Origin of the sequence: Flavobacterium aquidurense, from assembly GCF_002217195.1 — a bacterium.
Lineage (GTDB): Bacteria > Bacteroidota > Bacteroidia > Flavobacteriales > Flavobacteriaceae > Flavobacterium > Flavobacterium frigidimaris.
In genome coordinates, this window is the sequence record NZ_MUGR01000036.1 from 82,273 (window position 1) to 98,079 (window position 15,807).

Consider the following 15,807-nt stretch of genomic DNA (forward strand, 5'->3'; position numbering starts at 1 on the left):
CTGCAATAATAAATGACCAATTGAATTTGTCATTTATTGGAAATAATAATTAATTATTTGTGCGTACTTTGTAAACTATTTAAGTATTAAAAATGAATAAAAAATTTGATAACATATTGGACAACAAATGGTGGCAGGAAATTGCTGTTGTCGTCTTTTCATTTACGATCTATACGTTAAAGAATGACTGGATGTTATTTAGTTCTTTTACCTCTATATCAATGGGTGTGTTTTTCTACCTGGTTTTGTACATGCACGCCCAATTCAATCGTTTCTTTCTTTTACCCATCTTATTCAAAACACAACGTCCTGTAACGTATATCATTTTAACACTTTTTGGAGTATTTGTTTTTTCGGTCGTTTTATATGAGATTACAATGCTGGATATATTTAGCAATTGCCATCTCTATCAAAATTCCCATCAAAGAAGTTATGCGTACCAATTGGCGAGTGTTTTAGGGACTCTGGTTTGTATTTTGAGTCCTATAATTGTGTTTAAATTCTACAGAATACACAGAAAAAAAACAGACGAAACCTTACTGTTTAATGAAATGCAGCTCAATTCGCTTAAAGGCCAATTGAATCCTCATTTTTTATTCAATACCTTTAATACCCTTTATGGTATTAGTTTAGAATTTCCCGAAAGAACGCCTGATCTGATTATGAAAGTATCTCAGTTAATGCGTTATCAACTGGAGAGCAACAGCAAAAAATGTGTTTCTCTCGAAGATGAATTGGAGTTTATAAACAGTTATGTGCAGCTCGAAAAAGAAAGAGTAGGGTACCGTTGCGAGATTACTTATGATTGCAAAATCGATAACGAAAACGCCTATAAAGTATCGCCCATGCTGTTGATTGCTTTTATCGAAAATGCCTTTAAACACGGAACTTGTGCGATTGAAAAATGTTATGTGAGAATTATAATTACCGTCGAAAATGGTTTGCTGCATTTGCACGTTGTAAATTCAATTCCAACCAAAAAGACAGATGTTGTTTCGACTAAGATTGGTTTGAAAAATACGATAGAGCGTTTGAATCTGATTTATGGCAAAAACTATAAATTAGAAATTCAGGACGGCAATAAGAATACCTATATTGTAGATTTGAAGTTACAATTGAAAAAGTTTGTAGAATGAGAGAATCCAAAAAATGTATAATTGTAGATGATGAACCGGCGGCGCATTATGTGCTGGCGAATTACATCAAGCAAAATCCACAATTAGAGTTAGTTTTTCAGGGTTATAATGGCATCGAAGCAATGAATTATCTTCGTGAAAATACTGTTGATTTGATGTTTCTGGATATCAATATGCCCGAGATTTCAGGAATGGAATTACTAAAGATTATTCCCACGCATCCTAAAACTATCTTAACCACGGCTTATTCCGAATATGCATTAGAGAGTTACGATTATGGCGTAATTGATTATCTTCTTAAACCGATCTATTTTCCGCGGTTCTTAAAAGCAGTGGATCGTTTTTTTGCTACCGAGAATGCAAAGGCAAAGGTAGAAGAAGTGATGGTAAATTCTGTTAATGTAAAAGTCGACGGTTACTTTATGGATATCGAATTGGACCAGCTTTTGTTTGCACAGAGTTTTGGTAATTATGTGAAATTGCATACGATAAAAAGAACTTATCTGGCCTCGATCACAACAAGTGAACTTGAGAAATGCCTGCCGGAAAAAAACTTCATGCGCATTCATAAATCATACATTGTCGCACTGGATAAAATAGAAGGAACAGACAAAGATTTTGTGATTATTAAAAATGAAAAATTACCGGTCGGGATCACCTATAAAAGGGAATTATCCGACCGGATAAAAAAATAAAACTCGAAATAAGATTGCTTACTAATTCAAATTATTTCAAATAAAGCCTGTAATGATGTTTCTTACAGGCTTTTTAGATTCTGGTTGAGTTTTATTTAAGATATATTATATACATTTTTGTTTCCATACAGGCAGGTTCACTCCTTTGAAAATCAGCCATAAACTCAATGTTAATTCTGCGATCAGACAAGGCATCAACCAGGCAATACTTGAAAGCTGTGGTGCGAGAATTAAAACAAAACTATTGAACAAATAACAGATTCCTGCGAATGTCATTAAAACGCCAATTGTCTTTGGAAAGTATCCGGACTTAAAAATTAAATAGCCTTCGATAAGACATACAAACCCAAAAAAGATCAATCCGATTCCGAAACCGAAATCATGCAGTTTGATTGACAGGTAGGATAAAGTATGCAACTGATCGGGACTAAAAGATTTTAAATATTCAGCGTCTCCCAGAAAAAATAATGCGGCAAAGAGATTTAATTTATTGGCGACTAAAACGGCGGTTTGTACTAAATTGAAGGACAAATTGAGCAAAGCGAGTTTCTTGCTGACCGGTTTTAAAAGATAATACAGAATAATCATTACCGGTAAATCGCAAATGTGCATAATGATATCTGCCGTGATTCCTATTTTCCATAAAAAGTCGGCATGCATTATATTGTTGGCAGTAGCGTGGGCATCTCCTGAAACAAAAAGTTTGTTTCTGACAAAAGCCTCAGCACCAATTCCCATGAGAATGATAATAAGATATAATACACCGGCTATACGGGCATAATTTTGTGGTGAACGTTCGAAATTCGTGAGATTAAATTTCATGGTTTTGTGGTTTTGGTTTTATATAAGACGGCATACTTTTGATAATGTTACTGTTTGTTTTAACATTTCTTTTGCAAATTTCTTTTTCTTCAAAATAAAGTAGTAATTTTAATACGTTATTTTAAGAGTGTGAATTTAAAACTGGAAATGATGAAAACCCTTTTCTTTATGATTACCTTTTTATACAGTAGTTTTTTGATTGGTCAAACCGGAACTTCTCCAGATAAAAAAGTTACCCCTCCGGAAAAAGTATTGTTCACTTTTCAAAAAGAATATCCTGGTAAAGTTCCGGTCTGGAGTATGAAATATGTTGGCGATGACGATGATGAAATTCGTTATGAAGCACAATTCAAAACAAATCCCACTACAGAAGTATTAGCCGTTTACGATAATTTAGGTGTATTGAAAGCTTTTGAATCTCAAATTCCGCTCAGTAAACTTCCTGCAAAAGCCCAGGCTTACTTAAAGAAAAATTATCCCGCCAAAGCCATTAAGGAAATTGCAGTTGTGGTAGATGATAAAAATAAGACAACCTATGAAGTAGGAATACAAAAAAACTCCAAATTCTATGATGTTGTGTTTGATAAAAATGGAGGTTTTGATGTCATCATCGAAAAAGATTAAAAACACGAATACTTACTAACTCAATATATTTCTAAATGACAAACCCGACAGGTTGAAAAATCTGTCGGGTTTTGTTCTTTATAATACGATAGGGCCCAAGGTTTCAAAAGCTTATTGGGTAATAATTCGATGTGGTTTTTACATTTGTCATTTCACAAATAACACTTTACAGCATCATTCCCCCAGAAACCTCGATACGTTGTGCATTTACCCAACGCGCTTCTTCAGAACATAAAAAGGCAACAACACCGCCAATGTCATCCGGTAAGCCTACTCTTCCCAAAGCGGTTACTGAAGCAATTTGTTGGTTCATTTGTTCATTATCGCGAACAACTCCACCACCAAAATCAGTTTCGATAGCACCGGGAGCCACTACGTTTACTCTAATTTTTCTTGCACCTAATTCTTTTGCCTGATATCTTGTCAGGGTTTCAATAGCACCTTTCATAGCAGCATACGCGGCATAACCCGGGAATGAAAAACGTGCCAAACCAGTGGAGATATTTACAATTCCACCGTTGTCATTCATAACATTCAATGCTTTTTGGGTTAAGAAAAACGGCCCTTTGAACTGAATATTAGTCAATTGATCAAATTCAGCTTCCGTTGTCCCAACAAATGAATTGTGAATTCCTATTCCGGCGTTGTTTACCAAAAAGTCGAATTTATCGGTTGTAAAAGTACTTTTTAAAACTTCTGAAACATTGATAAAAAAGCTATCAAAAGTTGCTGAATCAGCCACGTTTAATTGTAAAGAAGATGCTTTTTGTCCTAAAGCTTCAATCTCTTTTACAACAGCGTCAGCTTCGTCTTTTTTACTGTTGTAAGTAATAATAACGTCGATTCCTTTTTTTGCAATTGCGATTGCCATATTTTTTCCTAAACCTCTGCTACCACCTGTAACAAGAGCGATTTTTGTATTTACTGCCATTTTATGTATTTATTTGTTGTTTCTTGTTTATTGTTTGCTGGTGAGATGTAAAGATGTAAGATGTTGCTGCTATTTCACAAATCACATTTGACATTTTACATTTTACATTTCACAATTATCTAATTCGAATGTAATGCGTTAAATGATGCTTTCAATTCCGGAATACTTGCGTTTATTCTCGTTGCGCTTGTTCCAAAAGTCAGTTCATCTTTTCCTTCTTTTAATTGTTCGAAAATACATTCGATAAAATCACTTACGCTTGGATGCGCATCGTGTAATCCCGCGCCGCCAAGATCAGTATTTAAAGCAGGTGGAATAATTTCGATCACTTCAATATTTTTTGCTTTTAAGATATGGCGAAGTGAAAGTGTAAACGATCGGAAAAATGCTTTTGTAGCAGAATAAACCGGAACTTTTGCAAAAGGCGAAAATGCCAATCCCGAAGTAACATTCATTACAGTTGTAAGGGATTTTAGCTGAATAAAAAGTGATGTTAAGTGCAATGGAGCTTCAATATTAGTGGCAAGTTCCGTTTTCATGCTTTCATAAAAATCAGCATCCGTAACCGAAACCCATTTCTGGATTCCTGCGTTGTTAATTAAAATATTCAGATCCGAATGATTTTCTGTAATCCATTTGTAAAGCGCAATACGTTCAGCTTCGATGGCCAAATCGCATACTTTTATAATTACGGTTGGAAATTTTGCTTTCACTTCATTTAAAATAGATTCACGTCTGCCGCAAATAATTACGGTATTGTTTTCCTGAATAAATCTTTCGGTTAGCCCAAGCCCGATACCGCTTGCACCACCTGTTATTAGAATTTTGTTATTTGATAAGTTCATCTTTTCGATCTTTTAAATTGATGAGACAAAGGTAGGAGCGAAGTAAGCTTGGGGAATTGTAAATATCAAATCGATGTTTGCGAAATTCAAATCAGGTGTCAGAAATTCCAATTTTTTAAATTGCAAATTCCAAAACGGAACACTAAACTTTTTCAAAGTCGAAGACTTTTAAAAAGTGCTAAAATCTAAAATCTAAAATCTAAAATCTAAAATCTAAAATCTAAAATCTAAAATCTAAAATCTAAAATCTAAAATCTAAAATCTAAAATCTAAAATCTAAAATCTAAAATCAACTTCGGAAAGCTAAAGGCGTAAAGGTTGTTTGTTTCTTAAAGAAATTAGAAAAATGCGCCAACTCTTCAAAACCCAGGGAAAAAGCAATTTCAGAGATGTTCCAATCCGTTTGTTTCAGCAGGACCTTGGCTTCATTGGTTAATCTGGTGCTGATTAGTTCTGTGGTGGTTTTTCCGGTATTTTCTTTTAAAACTTTATTCAAATGATTGACGTGAACAGATAATCTTTGGGCGAAATCTTTGGCTGTTCTGAGTTCTAATCGCTGATTTGGAGATTCAATTGGAAATTGTCGTTCTAATAATTCAGCAAATAAAGAAGAAACTCTTGCTGCTGAATTGTGTTTAGAATACAATGCGGTTATAGGCTGTAATTTTTGTCCAAAGTGAATTAACTCAGCAACATAATTTCTGATTAAATCGTATTTGTAAATATAATCAGAATTGATTTCTTTTTGTATTTTGTTGAAAATCAATTCAACTTCAATAACTTCTTCGTCTGTAAGCTGAAAAATGGGATATCCGTCAGAAGCAAAAATAGGCAATTCGTCCAGATCTATCCCGCTTTTATTTTTGGATAAAAACTCGCTCGTAAACACACAAAACTGTCCACCTTGATTGGTGTCCTGAGGTACATAGTTGTACGGAATTTTTGGAGTAGCAAACAGAAGGCCTTGTTTTTCGATTTCGATTATTTTATCGGCATATTCGGCTTTGTTTTTTCCTCTAATCAAACTTATTTTGTAATACGCTCTTCTGTCATAAGGCATTCCAGGTTTTCCTTTCATACGTTCCAGAAGTTCTTTAATATCAAAAACATTAAAATGACCAATCTCTTTTTGAATGTCGTTTGGTAATAGGGAAGTGGGCTCTACTGTTGAACCTTCGGTAATATCCTGGTAAAATGAATCTAGTGATTTCATAAGAAGAATTGTAAAATTCAAATATACGAAAATTAATAAAAAGTTTTTTTAGTTTCAGGTTTCAAGTTTCAGGTTCCTCAGCTTTGTGATGATGTAATTGCAAAGGCAGCAAGGTTTTTGTTAGATTACCCTTAGTAAACACAGGTTCGCAAAGATTTTTTTTCATTGTTTGTAATCCTGACAGCGGCAGGATTACATTTCACTTATGATCCCAAGGTTTCAATCTTGGGATTGTGAGAGATTAAGAATAGATAGAAATAATAAATTTGGTGTCAACTCTATGATAAAAAACTTAGTAACTTTGAGTCTTTGTGGCAAATTAATACTTGCTGTTAAATTCTAAAACAAGCTTCCTTGCACAAATTCAGGTTCGGGATTACTGCCAAAAGCAAAACTATCAATTACAAAAAACTGCCTTTTAACAGGATCTAATTCTCTTAAAATAATAGTATCACATAAAAAATACATATGTATTGCAGTGAATAAATCATTTGCGATTTCGATATTTTCGGGAGTTAGTTTTCTTCCGATAGAAATGTGGGGATCGCTGCTCTTTTTTAAGTTTGAAAGCTGCAGGGCATCCTGCGTTTTTTTTATAATGGGTTTCAGGTTCTGTTTAGAATCTTCATTTGGGCCAATGAAAAATGCGCCGCTACCATAAGAACCAAAATGGTCTAATGAAACGGAAAAAGGGATAAAGTTGTCACAGACCTTCAGGAGCTTTTGTTTGAATTTCTCGATTTGAGATTCATCTATTTTGAATTCACAAATGGTAATATGAGCTACTGAATTTTTGCTGTTAAACCAACCAATTTTAGAGGATAAATCTTCTTTCATGGTTTTGATAGAAGCAATTATTTCTGGTGAAGGATGAATAACAATTGAATATTTTTTTTCCATTACGTGTTGGATTTAATGCCCGTTTAAATTTTAAAAGGAAGCGGTAAAATCAATATTAACCGTTTAAAAAGATAGCGATTGTCTATAGTTTTCCTTTTAGGTACAATCGATGTTCTATTTCAGATTTAAGCAATCCGCTTCCTCCACCAAAATGTTCGATTACTTCTACATCAGGTTGGTGTTTTAAGCAAAAAGCCGTAAAATCTTTTTCGACATGTTCTTCTATTGCTGAGCTTAATAAAATAATATCAATTTTGTTATTTAGAAAATATTCCTGAGCTTGCTTTTCATCACTAAAACCAATTGCATTCCAGTTTTCATAAGCATTGACCAATCTTAGCAAAATTTCCAGGATGGGTTGGTTTTTTCCGAGTATTAAGAATTCAAAAGTTTTCATAATTACTATTTTATTCTACAAATTTAGAAGTAAAAAAATAGTTTCAACTTAATCCAGGACAAGAAAGTGAACTTTATATTTTAAAATGTCATCATGTTTTGAAAAACTTTTAAATTTTTGAAATTTCATACAGAAAAAAAAAGGAGAACATCAGGGAATTAATGCGTTAGCATTTTTTAGATAAAAATATTTGTGGTAATGAGGAAAGCCGTAAGGTTTTCTCTAAAGTAGCTTGTAAATTTGTGGCGTAGAAATCGATATAGATGGTGTTTTTAGCCTTTTTAAGCAACATCAGAGATTCTACAGGTTAAACTGTTTTTGGAGAAACATTTTTTTTTTGCAATGAAATTTGACATATTCATTTCATTAATGGATGCCTTTGTATAAGTTTGCAAGCATACAAAAGTCTAAATTTTATAGGGTTTTTAGATCGAGTTATTTATAACAAAATCTAAGAACCCTTTTTTATTAGCTTAATAATAAAATTCCCGTGATCCAAAGGTGAATAAAGTCCCAATTGATTTTAAATTTCTGAGGCGAAAAACCATAGAAAGTTTTAAAAGCTGCCGAGAAATGAGAAACATCTTTATAGCCACATTTATACGCCACATCACTAACGGTTGACGCTTTGTTTTGAAATAATTCTTTTGCATGTTCCATTCGCAGTTTTATAATGTAACTTTTTACAGTAGTGCCAAAACAGGCTTTGAATCCCTTTTTTAGTTTAAATTCATTTAGCGAAATCAGTCTTGATAGTTCTGCTAGTGTTGGAGCGTGAACATAATCTTTGTCAAGTATTTGTTTGGCTTCCAGTAATTTGTTGTAATCATCTTCATCAATCTGATCTTTTTGTATCGGCAGGGTAATGATGGTTTCAAGCTGATGTATAAGTAGTTCCTTGATTTTAGTTTCTAGATACATTTTTTTTAATGCACCCTGACGATTACAGTTCTTTATTTCGTGAATCACCCATTGAATTGCAGGGGTAAATGCAATGTATTTTGAGGTTAAATAACTCGATTTTTTTAGCAGGATGTTTTTTGAAAATTTCTCATGAAGTTCCCAATCTTCATTGATAATATTGTAATAAAAGTCTTTAGACAGAATGATAGAGAAGTAGTTTGTCTGTTCAAAAGCAGGGATTTTAAAAGTTGCTTTATATTTTGTAGCGTAAAAAATATTATGGGTATTTTTTCTGGAATATTTTTCGGTTTCTAATTGATCGATATGTGTCTCGACATTATTGCAACAAATAAAATTCATGACTACAGCTTCCTCATCGATTTCAAAAATGATCGTTTGCGGGGTTGAAAAAAGCATTTGTGTATCGAGTAAAACCATTCCTTCGGTAATTAAATGATGGCTTTTAATTTCTTCTGAATCATTATCTTTTATGTAAACATTCTCTTCCGTCAGATGATTTTTGGGATAATGAGTGCCGCCAATTTCAATTTGAATAATGGCATTTTTGTGTGCTAAAATTTTCGATTTGATTTTCAAAATATAATCCGTTTTTACAAAATAATAATCCGTTTTTCCCTATCTTTTTTCGAGTTGTTGATGGTACTTTTGCGCCAAAGTTATTTATAATTAGTCTAATTAAAGATATGACAACTCACAAATTTTTATTTTTTAGTATATTTTTTTTCTTTTCGATCCTATCGCATTCCCAGCAAAATCAAGGGTTTTCAGTCAGTGGAGAGGTAACAGAAAATTCAGGGCAAACAATTCCTTATGCCACAATTATTATAGAAAAAACTGACTTAAGCATTATTTCGGATGAAAACGGAAAGTTTATTTTCAAAAATGTAAAGTCAGGAAAACACATTTTAAAAATTAGCGCAATTGGGTTCGCAACTCAAAAAAAACATATTGAAGTTTCAGGAAAAGATTTGAACTTTTCGCTTCGTTTAGAAAGTGAATTAAACGTGTTAGAAAGTGTTACTGTCATGGGACGTACTGCAACAGATAAAGTAAACAAGCAGGCGTATAGTGTTACCGCAATTGATGCCAAAAAATTACACAATACAACACTTGACTTGTCGCATGCTTTAGATCGTGTTTCAGGAGTTCGTGTTCGTGAGCAGGGTGGTGTAGGATCTCAATCTGAGCTTTCGATTAATGGTTTTTCCGGTAATCAGATAAAAGTTTTTATAGATGGAATTCCTATGGATAATTTCGGATCTTCTTTTCAGTTGAATAATATTCCAATTAATCTTGCTGATCGTGTTGAAGTTTACAAAGGTGTGGTGCCAATCTGGCTGGGAGGTGATGCGCTTGGTGGTGCAGTAAACATTGTGACTAACAGTAAACCAAGAACATACTTTGATGCTTCTTATTCTTTTGGTTCTTTCAATACACACAAAACCTCTATAAATGCAGGCTATACCGCAAAGAGTGGTTTTACGACTGAAATTAATGCTTTTCAGAATTATTCTGATAACAATTATTGGGTAAATGTAGAAGCCGCTGATTTGAAAACGGGTGAATATTTTCCCAATGCCAGGGTGAGAAGATTTCATGATACCTATCATAATGAAACTGTAATTGTAAATATTGGTATTACGGGAAAAAAATACGCCGATAAATTATTATTTGGTTTTACCGGAGGACAAAACAAAGCAGATATTCAGACCGGTGCGAGAATGAAAAGCGTTTTTGGAAGCCGATACACACAAGGAAACATCTTGATGCCTACCTTAAAATATCAGGTAAAAGATTTGTTTACAAAAGGTTTGAATTTAAATGTTAATGCCAACTATAATTTTGGTGAGGAACAAACTGTTGATACTGTTTTTAGAAAATACAATTGGTTTGGAGATTATATACAATACAATGGTTTAGGCGGAGAAAAGGGCAGGACTTTAATGAAGTTAAAAGACAATAATGGTATCGCTACGGCGAATGCAACATACAGTCTTGGAGAACGTCATTCGTTTATGCTGAACAATACCTTTACTACTTTTGACCGTAAGCAGGAAGATGAATTGGTTCCTGAATCAGTACTTTATCAGCAGCCCAGAAAAACACAAAAGAATATTTTAGGGCTTGGCTATAAATTCGATTACAATGAAAAATGGAGTACTTCTGTGTTTTTAAAAGATTATAATTTAAAAACAAATTATTCCAGAAGTTATAATCCAAGTGGTAATGCAGGCGATATTGCCTATCAAAAATTCAATGATAATAGTTCTAATTTAGGGTACGGCTTTGCCTCTAGCTATTATTTAAGACCGAATTTTCAGGTTAAGGGATCTTTTGAAAAAAGTTACAGACTTCCTTCGTCAAGAGAACTTTTTGGAAATCCTAACGAAAATGCATTCGGAAATATTGATTTGAAACCTGAAAGCAGTTATAATTATAATTTAGGATTTAGCTACCAGACCAATTTTAATAAAGTGCATGCCTTAACATTTGACATGAATGTGATGTACCGTGATGCTAAAGATTTTATTCGCTCAACGTTGTATACTAACCAGGTAGATACTTACACTGTCAATCTTGGTAAAATGACAAATTACGGTGTTGATGGAGAAGTAAGGTATTCGTACCGAAACAGGTTTACGGCAGGTTTCAATATGACATATCAAAATCTTCGAAACATGACAAAGTATGAGCCGGATCAAAATTATGTATCTGCGTTTTATAAAGACAGGATTCCTAATATACCTTATATGTTTGGAAATTTTGATGCCACAGCATTTTTTAATGATCTATTTAAAAAAGGAAATAACTTATCTGTTGGTTATAATTTACTCTATGTTCATACCTACTATTTGTCGTGGCCAAGTATGGGCAGCAAGGATAGTAAATTAGAAATTCCGAAGCAATTCAATCACGATTTAAATGTAGTATATACAATGGCAAATGGTAAATACAATATTGCTTTTGAATGCAAAAATGTATTTGACAACAAGCTTTATGATAATTTTTCATTGCAAAAACCAAGTCGTGCTTTTTATATCAAATTCAGATACTTCTTCAATAAATCAAATTAATAATTTTTTAAAACCATAAATAATATGAAAAAGGGTAGCAAAATAGCTTTATTCGCAGCTTTAACAGCTTTTACAACATTCTCGTGCAGCAGCGACGATAATTCCGGAAGCGGAACAGGCGGAGGAGGAGTTGATACGGGTAAGACAAAATATATAATTACTGCCACTACAGGAGCTGTGGGAATTACTGATTACTTATTGACTACAGATGATGTTTCGACCGGAACAATCAGTACAATTGGTAATGGTATTGAGCAGGACGGAACTTACCGTTACTATATTACAGCGCAAAATAACTTTTTTAGTTTGCTGTACGGACAGGGAAATCCTGGTGCTGTAACGACTTATAATTTAAATTCAGAAGGAAAACTGGTTAAAAAATCTGATTTTCAGGCAGAAACGGTACACGTTTTCGCAGCTGTAAACAAGGATATTTTAACGATTAAAGTACCAAGAAGCGGGGCAGCATCTATTGCTCAAATGTATAAAATTGATGCAGAAAAATCACTTATTACTGGTGAGGCGCAACAGGATACAAAGAAATTGGCAGGAAATGGAGAAAGAGCCTTCTTTACCTGGGCAACTCAGGTTGGGGATAAAGTATATATGCCTTACATGAGTATTAAAGGTGACGGAGTAGATAATTTTGGAACTGTAAATCCGGATAGTACATGGGTTGCGGTTTACAACTATCCAGAGCTTAAATTAGAAAAAGTAATCAAAGATAACCGTACAAGTTACTTAGGAGGATACTTTACAAATGGTTTATTTCAGGACGAAAACGGAGATGCTTACGGATTCTCAGGAGCAGTTGCTACGAGTAATTCTGTTGTGACTTCTACAAAATCTTCTGCAATTGTGAAGATTAAAAAAGGAACTACTGAGTTCGATAAAAGTTATTTCTTTAATGTACAGGAAAAATCAGGAGGTTATAAAATCTCTGCTACAAGTTACATCTCAAAAGGTAAATTTTTATTGCTGATGTACGGAAATGCAGGTAAAAACAATGGAGTTCCTAAATTGGCTATTGCTGATGTTTACAACCAAACTTTTACATGGGTAACTAATGCTCCTGCGGCATTAACTTCTGTAACTAGCCGTTATAACATTACTACTGAGGATGGAAGTTCTGCTGTAGTGGGTATTAATACACCAGACGGAAACTGGATTTATACGATCAACGGTTCAACTGCCGCTGCTACTAAAGGTATAAAAGTAGAAGGTGGTCAGATTACTGCAATTGCGAAATTAAAATATTAAAAATTGGTTTCTTTTGGACCGTGGGCCTTTCGGGGCTTGCGGTTTTTTTATTTATCTTTTATACGCTACTAATTATGTTTTCTTTTTCAAAATCAAATCCCAATAAGAAAAAAAGTAAAAAATCGCTTTTCAAGCGTATCATGGCCTGGCTGCATTTATGGCTCGGACTGGCTTCCGGTATTATCGTCGTCATTGTAAGTATTACAGGCTGCATTTATGTTTTTGAAAATGAAATTAGAGATTTCATCGAAGACTGGCGTTTTGTAGAACCTCAGGAAAAAGCCTTTTTACTGCCCTCGCAATTGGTTACAATTGCAGATAAAGCAATGAAAGGAAAACATGCAACAAGTGTAACTTTTGGAGAAAAAGATGATGCTGCCATAGTGGGATACTTTATTCAAAAGAAAGAAGAAGGAAAAGACAAAGACGCAAAAGGTAATGGGAAAAGAGCAGAAGGTAAAGCAAGAAAACAAGATCTTGCTAAAAATGATAGTGAGAAAGGAAAAACATTAGAAAAAGGAAAGGGAAAAGAAAAAGGGAAAGGTAAGGAAGAAAAAAAGAGAAAGAGAAGGAGTGGTGTTTTTACCAGTATATATATGAATCCTTATACGGGGGAAATTCTCAATATAAAATCAGTTTCCAGATCTGATTCTCCGGATTTTTTCAGATGGATATTAAACGGTCATCGCGCATTGTGGCTACCCTATGATATAGGAAGGCCAATTGTGGGTGTGGCAGTTATTATTTTTGTTATTTTATTAATTTCAGGTATAGTGCTTTGGTGGCCAACCAAATGGATTAAGTCTATTATTAACAAAAGTTTTAAAATAAAAACAGACGCCAGTTTTAAACGTGTCAATTATGATTTGCATAATGTACTTGGCTTTTACAGCTGCATTTTTCTGTTTTTTATTGCTGTAACGGGTTTAGTCTGGAGCTTTGGCTGGTGGAGTAAGTCTTTATATTGGGTTACTTCCGGTGGAAAACCATTAACAGAAAACAGAGAATCGCCAAAATCAGATACCACGCATGTCAAGACATTTGAACTCACTACAGTTGACAGAGTTTTGAAAAAAATTTCGAAAGAAGATCCTCAGGCTGCCGGAATTATGATCAGCATCCCTGAGAAACCCGCAGATGCAATTGGTGCCTTTGTTTACAAACAAAAAAACACCTACTATAATATGGATCGTTATAGTTTTGATCAGCAAACCTTGAAGGAAATATCAATAAAAACTCCTTTTTCAGGAAAATATATAGAAGCCAATATTCCGGATAAAATCCGCAGAATGAATTATGATATTCATGTTGGTGCTGTACTTGGGCTTACCGGAAAAATTATTGCTTTTTTTGCCAGTCTGATTTCGGCAAGTTTGCCTATTACCGGATTTTTAATCTGGTGGGGAAAACAGAAATTTGGCAAAAAGCCTGCTGCATCACCAAAGGTTGCAGCAAAAGCAGTTCCTATTATTAAACCTAAGCAAGTCTTAGAAAAAGAATTATCAGTTTAGCGGAATTGAGAATCCGTTTTTTTATACTTTTTGGTGTTAGTTAAAAAGGCGAAACTTTATGAGTTTCGCCTTTTTTGTTGTTTTAATTTTGGTTGCTGTATCCATGTACTTTCAGCCATTCTTCGCAATCTCTGGTCCAGAATTTACTGGTATCTTTTACGCCTAATCCAAAACCGTGTCCGCCTTTTTCATAAATGTGAAGCTCGGCAGGAACGTTATTGTTTTTAAGTGCCAAATAATAATTGATGCTGTTTTCTGGTAAAACAACTGTGTCATCAGACGCGTGTACCAAAAAAGTTGTTGGTGTTTGGGCTGTCACTCTTTTCTCATTCGAAAACGAATCCAACTGGTCCTGAGATGGATTATTGCCCAATAAGCTAGTTTGTGAACCTTTGTGTGTAACTTCGTTTACCATGGTGATTACCGGATAAATCAAAAGAGCAAAATCAGGACGAGCGCTAACTTTAGAATTTGTTTCGTAGACCTTATCGTCATAATGAGTGGCTAAAGTAGAGGCTAGATGTCCTCCGGCAGAAAATCCCATGATTCCAATTCTGTTCGCGTCAATGTTATATTTTGCAGCGTTTTGCCTCACATAACGTAGAGCTTCCTGAGCATCTTGCAAAGGTCCCACACTTTTATTCTTCATTATTTTGTCATTGGGCAATCTGTATTTTACAACAAAAGCAGCGATGCCTAAAGTATTAAGCCATTCGGCAACTTTAGTTCCTTCTTTGTCAATAGCCAAATGCTGGTATCCTCCTCCAGGAAAAATAAGAACTGCAGCCTGATTCGGTTTATTATCCTTAGGTAAAAATATGCTTAAAGTAGGAACCGAAACCATACTCGTGCTTTGTACTTTTCCGTCCTTAATACTTTCGTTTTCCTTGTAATCGGCAGCTTTGATTTGGTCAGGTATTTTATTCCAAATAGGGATTGTTTGATTTTGAGCCTGCATTTCATTTGTGATTGCTGTAAAGAGCGCAAGAATTATAAAAGCTTTTTTCCAGTGAAATTTTTTCTGAGTTTTCAATTTTATTGTGATTTAGTTCAATGATAATATATTGTAGATCTTCAAAAATAGAACTTTTTATTGGTTTGTGAATTTTAAAGAAAGTTAAAAAAACAGTTTTCATTAAAATAAGAAAGTTCTTTAAAAAATGATTTGAAAGCATTGATTTTGGTACAATTTTACCCCTTAAAAAGGACAAATTTCACATGCGCCCATTTAACAAATATATTGTTTAATTTGTAATTTTGGGCTTATTTTTTTATCCTTTATGTTTATTTATTTGATTAAAATAATTTTTTATACAATTTATTTGGAATATAAAGATTAAAAAGTATATTTGTGCAATCGATTACATTATTTTGTTTCATTAGATTTATTACATTGATTTTACGGTCTGTGTGCGGGGTTTAAAGGGCAAAATGAAATTACCAAAAAAAATATCAATTTTACTAAGACGCCTTTA

At 33.8% G+C, this 15,807-nt stretch carries 14 protein-coding genes; 6 read left to right on the forward strand and 8 right to left on the reverse strand.

The features are described from left to right. The first annotated feature begins 92 nt into the window (after positions 1–92). Positions 93–1,136 carry a sensor histidine kinase gene (locus tag B0A67_RS18685; RefSeq protein ID WP_072962997.1) on the forward strand — a complete coding sequence of 348 codons (1,044 nt, stop codon included), beginning with the start codon at positions 93–95 and terminating at the stop codon, positions 1,134–1,136. Then, a complete protein-coding gene (locus B0A67_RS18690; RefSeq protein WP_072962994.1) occupies positions 1,133–1,831 on the forward strand; it encodes a LytR/AlgR family response regulator transcription factor in 699 nt (232 codons plus the stop codon). The genes B0A67_RS18685 and B0A67_RS18690 overlap by 4 nt, the downstream gene beginning before the upstream one ends. A gap of 105 nt (positions 1,832–1,936) precedes the next feature. Here B0A67_RS18690 and B0A67_RS18695 read toward each other — a convergent pair whose 3' ends face one another. Beyond that, a complete protein-coding gene (locus B0A67_RS18695; RefSeq protein ID WP_072962991.1) occupies positions 1,937–2,653 on the reverse strand; it encodes a DUF4386 domain-containing protein in 717 nt (238 codons plus the stop codon). Positions 2,654–2,800: 147 nt separating this feature from the next. Between B0A67_RS18695 and B0A67_RS18700 the strand changes: the two genes are divergently transcribed. Continuing rightward, positions 2,801–3,277, forward strand: coding sequence for a hypothetical protein (locus B0A67_RS18700; RefSeq protein WP_242670987.1), 477 nt, complete (start codon positions 2,801–2,803; stop codon positions 3,275–3,277). A 166-nt stretch (positions 3,278–3,443) separates the two neighbouring features. On the opposite strand, the gene B0A67_RS18705 is transcribed toward B0A67_RS18700, so the two are convergent. From B0A67_RS18705 to B0A67_RS18730, 6 genes are all read right to left on the reverse strand, one after another. Then, the gene (locus B0A67_RS18705; protein ID WP_072962984.1) at positions 3,444–4,208 is read right to left on the reverse strand and encodes an SDR family oxidoreductase; all 765 of its coding nucleotides are present in this window, start codon (positions 4,206–4,208) and stop codon (positions 3,444–3,446) included. Positions 4,209–4,327: 119 nt separating this feature from the next. Beyond that, positions 4,328–5,053: an SDR family oxidoreductase gene (locus B0A67_RS18710; protein WP_072962981.1), complete on the reverse strand. Its 726-nt coding sequence runs from the start codon at positions 5,051–5,053 to the stop codon at positions 4,328–4,330. A 289-nt stretch (positions 5,054–5,342) separates the two neighbouring features. Continuing rightward, positions 5,343–6,266 carry a helix-turn-helix domain-containing protein gene (locus B0A67_RS18715; RefSeq protein WP_072962978.1) on the reverse strand — a complete coding sequence of 308 codons (924 nt, stop codon included), beginning with the start codon at positions 6,264–6,266 and terminating at the stop codon, positions 5,343–5,345. Positions 6,267–6,605: 339 nt separating this feature from the next. Then, entirely contained in the window at positions 6,606–7,166 is a 561-nt protein-coding gene (locus B0A67_RS18720) for a 2'-5' RNA ligase family protein (RefSeq protein WP_072962974.1), read from the reverse strand. Positions 7,167–7,248: 82 nt separating this feature from the next. Further along, the gene (locus B0A67_RS18725; protein ID WP_072962971.1) at positions 7,249–7,563 is read right to left on the reverse strand and encodes a hypothetical protein; all 315 of its coding nucleotides are present in this window, start codon (positions 7,561–7,563) and stop codon (positions 7,249–7,251) included. Between the two features lie 468 nt (positions 7,564–8,031). Beyond that, on the reverse strand, positions 8,032–9,063 hold the full coding sequence (locus tag B0A67_RS18730) for a helix-turn-helix domain-containing protein (RefSeq protein ID WP_072962968.1): 1,032 nt from the start codon (positions 9,061–9,063) through the stop codon (positions 8,032–8,034). Positions 9,064–9,170: 107 nt separating this feature from the next. Between B0A67_RS18730 and B0A67_RS18735 the strand changes: the two genes are divergently transcribed. The 3 genes from B0A67_RS18735 to B0A67_RS18745 all read left to right on the forward strand — a co-directional run bounded on the left by B0A67_RS18735 (position 9,171) and on the right by B0A67_RS18745 (position 14,332). Beyond that, positions 9,171–11,561, forward strand: a complete 2,391-nt coding sequence (locus B0A67_RS18735) for a TonB-dependent receptor (protein WP_072962965.1) — start codon at positions 9,171–9,173, stop codon at positions 11,559–11,561. 24 nt (positions 11,562–11,585) lie between these two features. Further along, complete coding sequence (locus B0A67_RS18740; protein ID WP_072962962.1) at positions 11,586–12,821, forward strand: DUF4374 domain-containing protein; 1,236 nt, start codon at positions 11,586–11,588, stop codon at positions 12,819–12,821. Between the two features lie 74 nt (positions 12,822–12,895). Then, on the forward strand, positions 12,896–14,332 hold the full coding sequence (locus B0A67_RS18745; protein WP_072962959.1) for a PepSY-associated TM helix domain-containing protein: 1,437 nt from the start codon (positions 12,896–12,898) through the stop codon (positions 14,330–14,332). A gap of 82 nt (positions 14,333–14,414) precedes the next feature. Here B0A67_RS18745 and B0A67_RS18750 read toward each other — a convergent pair whose 3' ends face one another. Then, a complete protein-coding gene (locus tag B0A67_RS18750; RefSeq protein WP_072962955.1) occupies positions 14,415–15,365 on the reverse strand; it encodes an alpha/beta hydrolase in 951 nt (316 codons plus the stop codon). Between the last annotated feature and the right edge of the window lie 442 nt (positions 15,366–15,807).